Source organism: Clostridium lundense DSM 17049, assembly GCF_000619945.1.
Classification (GTDB): domain Bacteria; phylum Bacillota; class Clostridia; order Clostridiales; family Clostridiaceae; genus Clostridium_AO; species Clostridium_AO lundense.
The window spans coordinates 430,365-445,591 of sequence record NZ_JHVC01000002.1; the positions used below are offsets into that span (position 1 = coordinate 430,365).

General features: G+C 31.7%; 13 protein-coding genes. 11 read left to right on the forward strand and 2 right to left on the reverse strand.

From position 1 onward, the window contains the following. Positions 1 to 190: 190 nt before the first annotated feature. The gene (locus tag T514_RS0105790; protein ID WP_027623922.1) at positions 191 to 1,774 is read left to right on the forward strand and encodes an ABC-F family ATP-binding cassette domain-containing protein; all 1,584 of its coding nucleotides are present in this window, start codon (positions 191 to 193) and stop codon (positions 1,772 to 1,774) included. Between the two features lie 129 nt (positions 1,775 to 1,903). On the opposite strand, the gene T514_RS23910 is transcribed toward T514_RS0105790, so the two are convergent. Beyond that, positions 1,904 to 2,329 carry a winged helix-turn-helix transcriptional regulator gene (locus T514_RS23910; protein WP_051541813.1) on the reverse strand — a complete coding sequence of 142 codons (426 nt, stop codon included), beginning with the start codon at positions 2,327 to 2,329 and terminating at the stop codon, positions 1,904 to 1,906. Positions 2,330 to 2,600: 271 nt separating this feature from the next. Between T514_RS23910 and T514_RS0105800 the strand changes: the two genes are divergently transcribed. From T514_RS0105800 to T514_RS0105810, 3 genes are all read left to right on the forward strand, one after another. Next, positions 2,601 to 3,377 (forward strand): short-chain-enoyl-CoA hydratase, encoded by a 777-nt coding sequence (locus T514_RS0105800; protein WP_027623923.1) that lies wholly within the window; start codon positions 2,601 to 2,603, stop codon positions 3,375 to 3,377. Positions 3,378 to 3,412: 35 nt separating this feature from the next. Continuing rightward, positions 3,413 to 4,957 (forward strand): acyl CoA:acetate/3-ketoacid CoA transferase, encoded by a 1,545-nt coding sequence (locus T514_RS0105805; RefSeq protein WP_027623924.1) that lies wholly within the window; start codon positions 3,413 to 3,415, stop codon positions 4,955 to 4,957. Between the two features lie 98 nt (positions 4,958 to 5,055). Then, complete coding sequence (locus T514_RS0105810; RefSeq protein ID WP_027623925.1) at positions 5,056 to 6,195, forward strand: acyl-CoA dehydrogenase family protein; 1,140 nt, start codon at positions 5,056 to 5,058, stop codon at positions 6,193 to 6,195. Between the two features lie 84 nt (positions 6,196 to 6,279). On the opposite strand, the gene T514_RS0105815 is transcribed toward T514_RS0105810, so the two are convergent. Then, a complete protein-coding gene (locus T514_RS0105815) occupies positions 6,280 to 7,062 on the reverse strand; it encodes a DeoR/GlpR family DNA-binding transcription regulator (protein WP_027623926.1) in 783 nt (260 codons plus the stop codon). 290 nt (positions 7,063 to 7,352) lie between these two features. On the opposite strand from T514_RS0105815, the gene T514_RS0105820 reads away from it, so the two are divergent. The 7 genes from T514_RS0105820 to iolE all read left to right on the forward strand — a co-directional run bounded on the left by T514_RS0105820 (position 7,353) and on the right by iolE (position 15,222). Continuing rightward, a complete protein-coding gene (locus tag T514_RS0105820; RefSeq protein ID WP_027623927.1) occupies positions 7,353 to 8,507 on the forward strand; it encodes an iron-containing alcohol dehydrogenase in 1,155 nt (384 codons plus the stop codon). Between the two features lie 4 nt (positions 8,508 to 8,511). Next, positions 8,512 to 9,357: a class II fructose-bisphosphate aldolase gene (locus T514_RS0105825; protein WP_027623928.1), complete on the forward strand. Its 846-nt coding sequence runs from the start codon at positions 8,512 to 8,514 to the stop codon at positions 9,355 to 9,357. Between the two features lie 20 nt (positions 9,358 to 9,377). Next, positions 9,378 to 10,397, forward strand: coding sequence for a 5-dehydro-2-deoxygluconokinase (iolC, locus tag T514_RS0105830; protein WP_027623929.1), 1,020 nt, complete (start codon positions 9,378 to 9,380; stop codon positions 10,395 to 10,397). A 19-nt stretch (positions 10,398 to 10,416) separates the two neighbouring features. Next, on the forward strand, positions 10,417 to 11,205 hold the full coding sequence (locus T514_RS0105835) for a 5-deoxy-glucuronate isomerase (RefSeq protein ID WP_027623930.1): 789 nt from the start codon (positions 10,417 to 10,419) through the stop codon (positions 11,203 to 11,205). Positions 11,206 to 11,221: 16 nt separating this feature from the next. Next, positions 11,222 to 13,156: a 3D-(3,5/4)-trihydroxycyclohexane-1,2-dione acylhydrolase (decyclizing) gene (iolD, locus tag T514_RS0105840; protein WP_027623931.1), complete on the forward strand. Its 1,935-nt coding sequence runs from the start codon at positions 11,222 to 11,224 to the stop codon at positions 13,154 to 13,156. A gap of 38 nt (positions 13,157 to 13,194) precedes the next feature. Further along, entirely contained in the window at positions 13,195 to 14,202 is a 1,008-nt protein-coding gene (iolG, locus tag T514_RS0105845) for an inositol 2-dehydrogenase (RefSeq protein ID WP_027623932.1), read from the forward strand. A 123-nt stretch (positions 14,203 to 14,325) separates the two neighbouring features. Beyond that, a complete protein-coding gene (gene iolE, locus T514_RS0105850; RefSeq protein ID WP_027623933.1) occupies positions 14,326 to 15,222 on the forward strand; it encodes a myo-inosose-2 dehydratase in 897 nt (298 codons plus the stop codon). The last annotated feature ends 5 nt before the right edge of the window (positions 15,223 to 15,227 follow it).

A 15,227-nucleotide genomic window follows, 5' to 3' on the forward strand; every position in this document is an offset into this window, starting at 1 on the left:
GTCAAAGAGAGGAATTCCTAACTGGTAGTTCTTAATTTCTAATTTAATTATTTATTATTAATTTAAAATATGTAGCCGACATAAGTTTAATATGATATAATGTTGAATGTTTACGCGTTGAATTTTTGCAATTAAATTTGTAGCATAATTTTAGATAAATATAAAAAATATATGGAGGAATGAAAAGGGTATGATAAGTACTAATAATGTAAGTTTAAGATATGGAGCAAGAGCATTATTTGAAGATGTTAATGTAAAATTTACACCAGGTAATTGCTATGGTCTTATAGGAGCTAATGGGGCAGGAAAATCTACATTCTTAAAGATACTTTCTGGAGAAATAGAGCCGAATACAGGTGAAGTTAGTATAACTCCAGGAGAAAGAATGGCAGTTTTAAAGCAGGACCATTTCCAATTTGATGAGCATGAAGTTTTAGAAACAGTAATAATGGGACACGAAAGACTTTATCAGATAATGAAGGAAAAAGATGCTATATATGCAAAAGCAGACTTTACAGATGAGGACGGAATTAAGGCATCAGAATTAGAAGGAGAATTTGCAGAGCTTAATGGTTGGGAAGCAGAATCAGAGGCAGCATCTCTTTTAACAGGACTTGGTATAGGAGTAGAATTACATGATAAAATAATGAAGGATTTAGATGGTGGACAAAAGGTGAGAGTACTTTTAGCTCAAGCTCTTTTTGGAAAACCAGACGTTCTATTACTAGACGAGCCTACTAACCATTTAGATATTAAATCAATTGCTTGGTTAGAAGAGTTTTTAATAAATTTTGAAAATACAGTAATAGTAATATCCCATGATAGACACTTTTTAAATAAGGTATGTACTCATATAGCAGATCTAGATTTTGGAAAAATACAGTTATATGTAGGTAACTATGACTTCTGGTATGAATCAAGTCAGTTGGCATTACAGATGGCTAAAGACCAGAACAAGAAAAAAGAAGAAAAAATTAAACAGCTTCAGGAATTCGTTGCTAGATTTAGTGCAAATGCATCTAAATCAAAGCAGGCTACTTCTCGTAAGAAAATGTTAGATAAAATAAATCTTGATGATATAAGACCTTCTTCAAGAAGATATCCATTTGTAGGTTTTAAGCCAGATAGAGAAGCAGGAAATGATTTGCTTTTTGTTGAAGGAATTACAAAGACTATAGATGGTGAAAAAGTTTTAAATAATGTTAGTTTTATTGTGAATAAAGGGGATAAAATTGCATTCGTTGGGGATAACAGTATAGCAAAAACTGCTCTTTTCCAAATACTTATGGGAGAAATGGAAGCAGATAGTGGAGAATTTAGATGGGGAATAACAACTTCTCAATCTTATTTCCCTAATGATAACAGCAAATATTTTGATGGAGTAGAATTGAACTTAGTGGATTGGTTACGTCAATTCTCAGAAGAAAAAAGCGAAACCTTTATAAGAGGTTTTTTAGGAAGAATGCTATTCTCAGGAGAAGAAGCTTTAAAGAGTGCCAGTGTATTATCTGGAGGAGAAAAGGTAAGATGCATGTTATCAAGAATGATGCTTAGTGGAGCTAATGTAATTATATTAGATGAACCAACAAACCATCTTGACCTAGAATCAATTACAGCAGTAAACAATGGACTTATTAATTTCCCAGGAACAATATTATTTTCTTCTCATGACCATCAGTTTGTGCAAACTGTTGCTAACAGAATTATAGAGATAACTCCAGATGGAATTATAGATAAACAGATGACTTATGATGAATACTTAGAATCAAAATAGTATAAACAAAATAAATGTAAATAGAATAGTATATTAGAATTTTTATCCCATGGCTATATTTATAAAATTTTTATTATGTTAAATATAAATTTTATAAATATGTCATGGGATAATTTAATTAAATAATAGTTAAGATATTAAACTCTTTTCCTTTTTATTTTCATCCTGTAAATTTATCTTTTCATTTAAAACTTTGTGTATAGTTGAGTCGCTTATTTTCAACTTCACATCAAAGGTCTTAGCATAGGCTGTCCCCCATTCGAATATGGAATAAAGAATTGGAAGAAGACTTATTCCATAGTGTGTCAAACTATATTCTACTTTAAGGGGTTTTTCATAGTAAATTTTTTTATTAATAATGCCTAATTGAATAAGTTCTTTTAACTCACAACTAAGTACTTTTTCACTTATTCCATCTAAAGATTTTTTTAGTTGACCAAATCTAATATTACCATTTCTTAAATACCAGAGTATCATCAATTTCCATTTCCCACTTAATATCTCAGAGGTAAGTTCTACACCACAGGTATAAAGGTCTTTTTTTGTTTTTATCATGATAGATCAGCCTCCTATGAATTTACATATATTTTAGAAAATATTACATGAATGAGAGTATATGACAAAAAAGTAACTACTTGTTGAATGATGTGTTCTATAGTAATATTATAATATAAAATCAAGATATAATCAAAATATACAAATAAATATATCATTATATCACACATATATAATCATAATATTGTGATTGTTAATATATAATTAATTAAAGGTTAAAATAAACTTGCTCAGAATGTAAGTTTTAATATTATATATGGGGGTATTAATTATGGAGAATATAATTGTAAAAATAGAAGAAGGGATAGCTGAAGTTATTATTAATAGGCCTAAATCTTTAAATGCGTTAAATAGTGAAACTTTAAAGGAATTAGGAATAGCAATAAAGCAGATATCAGAAAACAGAGATATTAAGGTTTTAATAATAACTGGAGCAGGTAACAAAGCTTTTGTTGCGGGTGCAGATATAACTGAAATGAAGGATTTAAATGCAGCACAAGGAAGAGAGTTAGCAAGACTTGCACAAAAAGTATTTTCAGATATAGAAAATATGCCACAAGTTGCTATAGCTGCAGTTAATGGATATGCACTAGGAGGAGGATGTGAACTTTCTATGGCATGTGATATAAGGGTTGCTTCTACCAAAGCAAAATTTGGACAGCCAGAAGTTAATTTAGGAATAACTCCTGGTTTTGCAGGTACTCAAAGGCTTCCAAGGTTAGTTGGTAAAGGAGTAGCAAAAGAACTTATATTTACTACAGATATGATAGATGCAAAAGAAGCTTACCGTATAGGACTTGTGAATAAAATCTATGAACCAGAAGAGTTAATGATAAAAGTAAAAGAAATGAGTAAAAAAATAATGAGTAAAGGAAGTTACGCTGTTAGCTTAGCAAAAGCTGCTGTAAATAATGGAATGAATATGGATACTGAATCAGCTTATAATTATGAAGCTGATATATTTGGACTATGTTTTGCAACAGAAGACCAAAAGGAAGGTATGAAAGCATTTGTGGAAAAAAGACAAGCTAATTTTAAAGGATGTTAGTAAGTTAAATAAGTAAAAGAAAGGGCTGATATGGGGTGAAAGTTTTAAAAGCTTATGAAGCTGCGGAATTAGTAAGGGACGAGGATATTATTGTAACAGGAGGTTTTGTGGGGAGTTGTTGTCCAGAAGCTCTTAGTTCTGCATTAGAAAAACGTTTTTTAGATACAGGCTGTCCTAAAAATTTAACTTTAGCTTATGCAGCAGCTCAAGGAAATGGTAAAGGAAAAGGAGCAGATCATTTTGCACATGAGGGTATGATAAAGAGAGTTATAGGAGGTCACTGGAATTTATCCCCTAGGTTGGGAAGTATGGCTATAGAAAATAAAATAGAAGCGTATAATTTGCCACAAGGAACACTTTCGCAGCTTTTTAGGGATATTGCAGGGAAAAGAATAGGAACTATAACTCATGTTGGATTAAATACTTTTGTAGATCCAAGAATGCAAGGTGGAAAACTAAACGAAATAACAAAAGAGGATATTGTAAAACTTATAGATATTGAAGGAGAAGAAAAGTTGCTTTATAGATCATTTCCAATAGACATATGTTTTATAAGAGGTTCTTTAGGAGATGAAAATGGAAATATTACGTTACAAAGAGAAGTTGCAACTCTTGAAGCTACTTCTATAGCGCAAGCCACTAAAAATAGTGGAGGAGTTGTTATAGTTCAAGTAGAAAAAATAGTAGCTTCTGGAACACTTGACCCTCGTCTTGTAAAAATACCAGGAATATATGTAGATGGAATTGTAGTTGCCAATACGGGGGAACATGAGCAATCCTTTGAATGTGAATATAATCCAGGGGCAACTGGAGAAATAAGAGTACCTATAAATAGTATAGAAAAAGCTACACTTAATGAAAGAAAAATAATAGGGAGAAGAGCAGCATTAGAACTTAAGCCGAATACTATTGTAAATTTAGGCATAGGAATTCCAGAAGTAATAGCATCTGTAGCTAATGAAGAAAACATTAGTGAATATATGACATTAACAGTAGAGGCAGGAGCAGTAGGTGGAATACCTGAGGGAGGATTAGCTTTTGGAGCATCAATAAATCCTGAAGCAATTTTGGATCAAGCTTATCAGTTTGATTTCTATGATGGAGGAGGTTTGGACCTAGCATTTTTAGGGTTAGCTCAAGCTGATAAAGATGGAAATATAAATGTAAGTAAATTTGGGCCACGTATAGCGGGATGTGGTGGTTTTATAAATATAACTCAAAATGCTAAAAAAGTATTTTTCTGTGGAACTTTTACTGCAGGAGGGCTAGATGTAGAAATAAAAGACGGAAAATTAAAAATTTTGCGAGAAGGAAAAGTAACTAAGTTTATAAATCAGGTGGAACAGGTAACATTTAGTGGAAAATACGCAAAGAATATAAAGCAACCTGTTATGTATATAACTGAAAGAGCAGTTTTTGAGTTAAGAGAAGATGGTTTATATCTTACAGAAATAGCACCAGGAATAGATTTGAAAAAAGATATATTAAGTTTAATGGAGTTTACACCTAAAATGGATGGAGAACCTAAAATCATGGATGAACGTATCTTTTATGATAGACCTATGGGATTGAGAAAATAAAGTTGCTCTTAGCTTTAGTTAGAGTTTATTTATAGAGGAAATTTAGATTGTAGAGCATTGCTATATAAATATTGGTATTGGAAGGGGAGGAAATATACATGGATTTTAATTTATCAAAACAACAAGAAATGATAAGAAATATGGCTAGAGATTTTGCTGAAAAAGAACTTAAACCTATAGTCATAGAAAATGATGAAAGTAGTGAATTTCCAGTAAAGTTGTATAAAAAGATGGGGGACATGGGGCTTATAGGTCTTCCGTATCCAAAGGAATATGGAGGAACAGGTGGAGACTATCTATCCTATGTTTTAGCAGTTGAGGAGATATCAAAAGTACATGGATCTATGGGAATTTCATATTCAGTTACTACTTCACTTTGTGCAGGAGCTATATTTAATTATGCTTCTGAAGAACAAAAGAAAAAATATCTTCCAGATATACTTTCAGGAAAGAAATTTGGATCTTTTGGTTTAACTGAACCAAACGCAGGATCAGATGCAGGAAATGGCCAAACTATTGCTGTAAAAGAAGACGATTATTATATATTAAACGGATCAAAATGTTTTATTACAAATGGACCTTTATCAGAGACTTTTGTAGTATTTGCTGCAACAGATAAGAGTAAAGGACCTAAGGGAATATCAGCCTTTATAGTAGAAAAAGGTTTTGAAGGATTTTCTATAGGGAAAATTGAGAATAAATGTGGAATAAGATCAGCTCAAGTATCAGAGCTTATCTTTAAAGATTGTAAGGTTCCTGTTGAAAACTTAATTGGGGAAGAAGGAAAAGGCTTAGGAATAGGATTAAGTACGTTAGATGGAGGAAGAATAGGAGTTGCAGCTCAAGGACTTGGAATAGCAGAGGGAGCTTTTGAAATAGCAAGGCAATATATGAAGGAGAGAGTTCAATTTGGAAAGCCCATATATAAAAATCAATATTTAAGTTTCAAAATGGCAGAGTTAGACTTAGAAATTGAACAGGCAAAGTATATATTATATAAAGCTGCTCTTGATAAACAAGCAGGAAAACCATACTCTGTTTCAGCAGCTAAAGCAAAACTTGCTTGTACAAATGCAGCCATGCATGTAACAATAGAAGCGGTTCAAATGCTTGGTGGATACGGTTATATGAGGGAATATAATGTTGAAAGAATGATGAGAGATGCTAAAATAACACAGATTTATGAAGGGACTAATGAAATACAAAAAATGATTATAGGTGGGAGTTTATTTAGATAAGAAAATAATAAATATAAAATCCTGTGCAATTAGATTGCACAGGATTTTATATTGAAGTACTATTATATAACTAATTCAAACTAATTATAGGCTAGTATCTTCTTCTGGAACCATTAAATTAACATTGTTATTATGAAAATAATCAACAATATCTTTTTTTGGTGTCTTATCTGTAATAAATATATCTACATCCTTTAAGTCACAATAAGTCATTAGAGAAACTACTCCTAATTTTGAGTTATCTGCTAATACTATGATTTCTTTACTTTTTTCTATAACAGCTCTTTTTACTTCATATTCAAAAGGTGAGGAATTAGTTACCCCTTTTTCTATAGTAACTCCTGTAGTAGCCATAAAGCATTTAGAAATATTATAGTTTTTTAGAAAACTTACAGCTTCAATTCCAATCAATGAATTAGTTTGTCTAAACAAAGATCCTCCAGTAGATAGTATATTTAAATTTGCATATGGAAAAGATTTTACTATTGCATTGACGTTGTTAGTTACTATGGTTAAGTTCTTCCTATCTGCTAAGAAAGGAATCATATGAATAGTAGTAGTTCCCGAATCTATAAAAATTATATCTCTATCTTCAACTAATTTGCTAGCTTCCTTGGCTATAAGTTGTTTAGAGAGCTTATTTGTTATTTCTCTTTGTCCAAAAGGAATGGTAGGCTGTTTATTTTTGTTATTTAAAGTAATTCCACCATATATTTTTTTGATAGTACCCATTTTTTCTAGTTCTGTAATATCTCTTCTTATAGTATTTTTAGAAACATTAAATAAAGAACATAAAGTATCTATAGAAACATTTTCATGCTTTAATACATAATTTTCAATTTCTCTTATTCTACTTTCTTTTAACATTTATACCTCCAATAATATATTATTTCGTGATTAAGTAAATTGTGGAGCTTTGTAAACTTAATTATATAATATGGATGAGAATATTACAAGTGAAATATAATAAAATTACCCAAAAGGTTACTAAAAATATTCCATAATATATTTAAAATATACACAAAATTACAATAAAATGTTGACAGTTGGAAAATAATGTGGTAATATTTAACCAAAATATAATCAAAATATCAATGAAATATAATCATAATTGTATCAAAAATTGTATATATATAAATTGAGAATGGGGGGATATCATGGCTTATAATATAATACTTCCAAAGTGTATCGTATATGGCGAAAATGCCTTAGAAAAATCATCTGAACATATCAAGACATTAGGTAAGAAGGCACTAATAGTTACTGATAAAATAATGCTGAATATAGGAAACGTGTCAAAACTAACAAAGCTTTTAGAAAACAATCTTATAAGTTACACATTATATAGCGAAGTTAATTCAGAGCCAACTGATTTAATTGTAAATAGTGGGGTAGAGAAATATAAAAACGAGAAATGTGATTTTATAATCGGTCTTGGAGGGGGAAGTCCAATTGATTCAGCTAAAGCTATTGGTGCTATGGTTGTAAATCCAGGAAGTATAAATGATTATATGGGAAAGTTAATAGACAAGCCTTTACCAAACATTGTAGCCATTCCAACAACAGCAGGAACTGGATCAGAAGCAACACAATTTACTATCATATCAAATACCAAAGAAAATATAAAAATGTTACTTAAAGGTAAAGCTTTAATGCCTACATTAGCAATTATTGATCCAGAGTTTACTATAACTTCACCACAAAAAGTTACAGCAGCTACTGGAATAGATGCATTAACTCATGCTATTGAGGCATACACTTCAAAATGTTCTAATCCATTGGCAGATACATTTGCATTATCTGCAGTTAAACGTATCTTTAATAATTTAAGAAGAGCATATAAAAACAGCAATGATTTTGAAGCAAGGAATGAAATGAGTATTGGAGCACTTGAAGCAGGTATTGCTTTTAATAATTCATCAGTTACTATAATTCATGGTATGAGTAGACCAATAGGAGCTTTATTTCATGTGCCACATGGTGTTTCAAATGCTATGCTAATTGTTAGATGTCTGAATTTTGCCATTAAAGGAGAAGAAAAAAGGTTTGCCAATATATCTAGAGCAATAGGAATATGTGAAACAGAAACATCAGATATAGATTGTGCAAATAAGTTAGTAGAGGAAATTGATAAATTATGCAAGGATATCGATATACCAACATTAGAAAAGTTCGGAGTAGATGCTGAAAAGTTCTTTCAAAACATAGATAAAATGGCTGAGGATGCTTTAATAAGTGGAAGTCCTTTGAATACTAGACGTGAGCCAAGCAAAGAGGACATAATAAAAATTTATAAGGAATTGTGGGAATAAAACTATGGCTATTGTAAATATGAAAGAACTTTTAATAAATGCGCAGCAAGAAAATTACTGTATAGGGGCATTTAGTATAGCTAATATGGAAATGATAATGGGAGCGCTAAAAGCGGCAGAAGAAACAAGATCTCCTATTATACTTCAAATTGCAGAAGTCCGTCTTAAATATTCTCCTCTTTCTTTAATAGCACCAATGATGATAGAGGGAGCACGACATGCAGAGGTACCAGTAGCAGTTCATCTAGACCATGGAGAAAGCCTTGATACCATAGAAGAGGCATTAACTTTAGGATTTACTTCTGTTATGTATGATGGATCTCATCTTCCCATAGAAGAAAATATTAAAAACACTAAAAAAGTTATAGCTATGGCAAAGAAATATGGTGCAGCAGTAGAAGGAGAGATAGGCATAATTGGTAAAAAAGAAGATGGTTCAGGAGATGGTGAGTCGCTTATAACCAGAGTGGAGGATGCAAAGAAATTTTATGATGAAACAGGAGTTGATGCATTAGCAATAGCTATTGGTAATGCACATGGAGTTTACACAAGTGCACCAAACCTTAATTTTACCAGATTAAAAGAAATTAGTACTAGTATAAAAGTACCCTTAGTTTTACATGGTGGTTCAGGAATTACAGAGGAAGGGTTTAAGGAATCCATAGAATATGGCATAAAGAAAATAAATGTGGCAACAGCTACTTTTAATAGTGTAGTAAAGAGTGTGGATAAGTTATTTAAAAGTTCTAATACAGTGGACTACTTTACTTATCATAACAATGTTATAGAGGCTGCCTATGAAAATATTAAAAAACATATAAAAATATTTGGCAGTTATAATAAAGCATAATTAAAGGGGAGGTAATTTTGGTGAATAATATTAGATTTCATGAGGAAAAAGAAATAGACGTAGTTCCTATAGGAAGAGTAGCTATAGATTTTAATCCTAATGAAATAAATAGGCATTTAGAAGAAAGCAGAACTTTTACAAAATATGTGGGTGGATCTCCTGCGAATATAGCTGTAGGACTAGCTAGATTAGGAAAAAAAGTAGGGTTTATTGGAAAAGTATCCGATGATCAATTTGGAAATTTTGTAATAAGTTATTTTCATAAAGAAGGAATAGATATATCTCAGATAGGTAGAGCTAAGAATGGAGAGTCCTTAGGACTTACTTTTACAGAAATTTTAAGTCCTGCAGAAAGCAGTATATTAATGTATAGAAATGGTATAGCGGATTTGCAATTATGCCCAGAAGATATAGATGAAGAATATATAAAAAATACTAAAGCTATAGTTTTATCAGGCACTGCTTTAGCTGCAAGCCCATCTAGAGAAGCAGCTTTTATGGCGTTGGAATATGCAAAGAAACATAACACTAAAATTATATTTGATGTGGACTACAGAGAATATACATGGAAGTCAAAAGAAGAAATAGCTGTTTATTATGCTTTAGCAGCAAGAATGAGTGATATAGTTATTGGATCTAGAGAAGAATTTGATCTTATGGAAAGAATAATAAGCCCTGAAGGAAGCGACGATAGAGAGACTGCAGATAGATGGATAGGTTATGGAAATAAAATTGTTGTAATAAAACATGGAAAAGATGGTTCTACAGCTTATACAGATGATGGAGAAATGTATAAAATAAAACCATTCCCTGTAAAACTCTTAAAATCTTTTGGCGGAGGAGATGCATATGCATCAGCATTTATATATGGACTAATGGAAGGATGGAATGTTATAGATGCTTTAGAATTTGGTAGTGCATCTGCAGCAATGCTTGTGGCTAGTCATAGTTGTTCAGAGGCTATGCCAAATGTTGAAGAAGTTAAAGAATTTATAAGAAAAGCAAAAGAAGAGCATGGGGAAATGGTAGTGAGAGATTAAGAATAGGGAGGAATAAATTGTGGTTGAAAAACTTAAGCAGTTTAAAGAAGGATATAACTCATTAACACAGATAAATGGAAAGCATAGTGAAATGCTAATGGATATAGGTGTTTATAAGTTAAAAGTTGAAAAAGAAGAACAATTTATAGATGGTAATAAAGAAAGTGCATTTTTATTACTATCAGGGAAAGCTTTAATAAAGTGGGGGGATGAGGAACAGGAAATTGAAAGAAATTCCTTATTTGATGAAGAGCCGTGGTGTTTACATGTACCTAAGAATGTTAAAGTTACAATTAAGGCACTTAAGGATTCAGAGGTGTTAATTCAAAAGGCAATTAATGAAAAAGAATTTCAGTGTAAACTTTATACACCAAAAGAATGTAGAAACGATGTATTTGGAGAAGGTGTATGGAATGATACAGCAAAAAGAGTTGTAAGAACTATTTTTGATTATTCTAATGCTAATTATTCAAATATGGTAATAGGTGAAGTTATAACTTACCCAGGAAAGTGGTCAAGTTATCCTCCACATCATCATCCACAACCAGAAGTTTATTATTATAGATTTAATAAGCCACAAGGATTTGGATGTTCTGTAATAGGAGAAGATGTATATAAAGTTACAGATAACTCTATAGCAACGATTAAGGGAGGATTGGTACATCCACAGATCTCAGCGCCTGGGTATGCAATGTATTATTGCTGGATGATAAGACATTTAGAAAATAACCCTTGGAAAGATAGAATTAATGAAAAAGAACATGAATGGCTTTTAAAGTCTAATGTTAAGATATGGCCTGACAAGTAGGAAGGGAGGAGTTATTTTGAACACAATTAGAATGACAACAGCTCAAGCACTTGTAAGATTTTTAAATGAACAATATGTGGAATTCAACGGAAAAGAATACAAATTTATAAAAGGAATTTTCACAATATTTGGACATGGTAATGTTTTGGGATTAGGTCAAGCCTTGGAGGAGAATCCAGGACATTTGGAAGTATACCAGGGACATAATGAACAAGGAATGGCACATTCGGCTATAGCATTTGCAAAACAAAGCCATAGAAAACAAATATGTGCATGTACATCTTCTGTTGGACCTGGAGCAGCTAATATGGTAACTGCTGCCGCTACTGCCACTGCTAATAATATCCCTGTACTTTTGCTGCCAGGAGATACTTTTGCAACAAGACAACCAGATCCAGTACTTCAGCAAGTTGAGCACATTCATAACTTGTCCATTACTACAAATGATGCTTTTAAGGCTGTAAGTAAGTATTGGGATAGAATAAATAGACCAGAACAGCTTATGACAGCTATGATAAATGCTATGAGAGTTTTAACAGATCCTGCGAATACAGGAGCAGTAACAATAGCTTTACCACAAGATGTACAAGGAGAGGCATATGATTTTCCTGAATATTTCTTTAAAAAGCGTGTTCATAGAATAGAAAGAAGATTGCCATCAAAAGAGGCATTAAATGATGCGGTTAATTTAATAAAAAGAAAGAAAAAGCCGCTGATAATATGTGGTGGTGGAGTAAGATACTCAGAGGCTAGTGAAGAACTTAAAATTTTTACAGAAAAATTCAATATACCATTTGGAGAAACACAAGCTGGAAAGAGTGCTATTGAATGGGATTATAAATTTAACTTAGGAGGCATAGGTGTAACAGGAAACCTTGCAGCAAATACAATAGCTAAAGATGCAGATTTAGTTATAGGAATAGGAACCAGATTTACAGATTTTACAACTTCATCAAAGTTATTATTTCAAAATGAAAATGTAGAATTTCTGACTATAAATGTATCAGAGTTTCATGCAGACAAGCTTGATGCAACAAAAGTAGTAGGGGATGCTAAAGAGATTTTATCTTCTTTAACTAAGGAATTGGAAAAGGAAGGATATAAATCAGACTATAAATATGAAATATCAGAGGTAAAAGAAGCGTGGGAAAAAGAGCTTAATAGATTATTTAATATAAATTACACAGGAAAAGATTTTACTCCAGAAATATGTGGACATTGTGATAAGGCTTTAGAAGAATTTTATAAAGAATTTAATTCTTGTTTAACACAAACAGAAGTATTGGGAGAATTAAATAAGCTTTTAGATGATAATGCAATTATAGTAGGGGCAGCAGGAAGTTTGCCAGGGGATTTGCAAAGAGTATGGTGTCCTAGAAAACCTAATACTTATCATGTGGAATATGGTTATTCTTGTATGGGGTATGAAATAGCAGCAGCCTTAGGAATTAAACTTTTAGAAGAAGATAAGGAAGTTTATGCTATGGTGGGAGACGGAAGCTATTTAATGCTTCATTCAGAACTTGTTTCAAGCATAAGAGAGGGAAAGAAAATAAATATACTTTTATTTGATAATGCAGGATTTGGTTGCATAAATAATTTGCAAATGGCTAATGGAATGGGAAGTTTTGGGACGGAATTTAGATATAGAAATAAGGGCACAGGCAAACTTGATGGAAAGCTTTTTAAAATTGATTTTGCTAAAGCGGCAGAAGCATATGGAACAAAGACCTATACAGTAGAAAATATAGAAGAACTTAAGTTAGCTGTGGAGGATTCCAAGGCACAAAAGGTTTCAACCCTAATTCATATTAAAGTACTTCCAAAGACTATGACTAATGGATATGGATCTTGGTGGCATGTAGGAGTAGCAGAAATATCAAAAAATAGTAAGATACAAGAAGCATATAAGGATAGAATTGAACACTTAAATAAAGCTAGGAAATATTAAAAGAATATATAAAATATTAAATTTAAGGAGGAAAAGTAATGATTAATTTAGGAATTATTGGTTTTGGAAGAATTGGAAAGGTGCATGCAGAAAGCTTAACAAAGTATGTTCCCAATGCCGTAGTAAAAGCTATTGTAGATCCATTTATCGATGAAAAAGGCATAAAGCACGCAAAGAATATGGGGATTAGTTGTGTGTATAAGGATTATAAAGAAATATTAAATGATCCAGAAATCAATGGAGTACTAGTATGCTCTTCTACTGATACTCATTCAAAGATATCAATTGAGGCCTTAAAAGCAGGAAAACATGTATTTTGCGAAAAGCCAATTGATCATGATATTAACAGAATAAAGGAAGTTTTAGATGAAGTTAAAAAATCAAAGCTTAAATTTCAAGTAGGATTTAATAGAAGATTTGATCACAATTTTAGAACTATAAAAAATACTGTTGAATCGGGGAAAATTGGAGATCCACATATTATAAAGATTACCTCAAGAGATCCAGAAGCGCCTCCAGCAGAATATGTAAAGGTTTCAGGAGGAATTTTCTTAGATATGAGTATACATGATTTTGATATGATACGTTATTTATCAGGCAGTGAAGTAGAGGAAGTATATGCATTAGGTAATGTACTTGTAGACCCCAAAATAGGAGAAGCAGGAGATGTGGATACTGCCATAATAACATTAAAATTAGCAAATGGGGCTCTAGGAGTTATAGACAATAGCAGAAAAGCTGTCTATGGATACGATCAAAGAGCAGAAGTGTTTGGTTCAAAGGGTTCAATTGCCGTAAGTAATGATACAAATTCTACAGCAATAATTAGTACAGAAGAGGGCATAATTTCAGAGAAACCTTTATATTTCTTCTTAGAAAGATATATGCAATCCTTTGCTGATGAAATAAAAGAATTTGTTACTTCTATAGAAAATGATAAAGATGTACCAGTAAATGCTTTGGATGGACTTAATTCTGTGTTGATAGGGCTTGCAGCTACAAAGTCCTTAAAGGAAGGAAGACCAGTTAAAATTTCAGAGATTTAATCTAACTATAACAAATGAAAGCTTATATATTTCTAATAAAAATCAATAAAATGTATACCTTTAAATTAAAATGATAATTTATATATTCAAAGTTTATATATTTAGAGAAATGGGGGAATAAAAATGTTTAATAAAGATAAAGTAAAAATTGGTATAGCTCCTATAGCGTGGACTAATGATGATATGCCTGAATTAGGATCAGAAAATACTTTTGAGCAATGTGTAAGTGAAATGGCTTTGGCAGGATTTAAAGGAACGGAGGTTGGAAATAAATATCCTAAAGATACAACTATTCTTAAAAAAGCTTTAGAGCTTAGGGGAATGGAAATAGCTAGTGCATGGTTTAGCGCTTTTTTAACTACAAAACCTTATGAAGAAACAGAAAAAGCATTTATAAAACATAGAGATTTTCTTTATGAAATGGGAGCAAAGGTTATAGTTGTATCAGAACAAGGACATAGCATCCAAGGAAAGATGGAGACACCTATATTTAAAGAAAAACCAATATTTTCTGAGGATGAATGGGACAAATTATTCAATGGATTAAATAAACTTGGAAAGCTTGCTCAAGAAAAGGATATGAAGCTTGTATATCACCATCATATGGGGACAGGGGTGCAGACTACAGAAGAAATAGACAAGTTAATGGAAATGACAGATGCAAACTTAGTATATCTTTTATATGATACTGGACATCTTGTATTTTCAGGAGAAGATCCTATAACTATTGTAAAAAAATATGTAAATAGAATTAAACATGTTCACTTAAAAGATATAAGAATGGATGTCGTAAAAGAGGTAAAAGGCAAGGAAATGAGCTTTTTGCAAGCTGTTAAATCAGGAGCATTTACTGTGCCGGGGAATGGATGTATAGATTTTAAGCCTATATTTGATATATTAGCTGAAAATAAATACGAAGGATGGCTTTTAGTTGAAGCAGAACAAGATCCAGCAAAAGCAAATCCACTTGAATATGCTATAAAAGCTAGAAAATATATAAAAGAAAAAGGGGAAATTTAGATATA

Coding starts and splice junctions, on each gene's coding strand:
- T514_RS0105790 (WP_027623922.1), top strand. CDS start 191: ATGATAAGTACTAATAATGTAAGTTTAAGATATGGAGCAAGAGCATTA.
- T514_RS23910 (WP_051541813.1), bottom strand. CDS start 2,329: ATGATAAAAACAAAAAAAGACCTTTATACCTGTGGTGTAGAACTTACC.
- T514_RS0105800 (WP_027623923.1), top strand. CDS start 2,601: ATGGAGAATATAATTGTAAAAATAGAAGAAGGGATAGCTGAAGTTATT.
- T514_RS0105810 (WP_027623925.1), top strand. CDS start 5,056: ATGGATTTTAATTTATCAAAACAACAAGAAATGATAAGAAATATGGCT.
- T514_RS0105815 (WP_027623926.1), bottom strand. CDS start 7,062: ATGTTAAAAGAAAGTAGAATAAGAGAAATTGAAAATTATGTATTAAAG.
- T514_RS0105820 (WP_027623927.1), top strand. CDS start 7,353: ATGGCTTATAATATAATACTTCCAAAGTGTATCGTATATGGCGAAAAT.
- T514_RS0105825 (WP_027623928.1), top strand. CDS start 8,512: ATGGCTATTGTAAATATGAAAGAACTTTTAATAAATGCGCAGCAAGAA.
- iolG (WP_027623932.1), top strand. CDS start 13,195: ATGATTAATTTAGGAATTATTGGTTTTGGAAGAATTGGAAAGGTGCAT.
- iolE (WP_027623933.1), top strand. CDS start 14,326: ATGTTTAATAAAGATAAAGTAAAAATTGGTATAGCTCCTATAGCGTGG.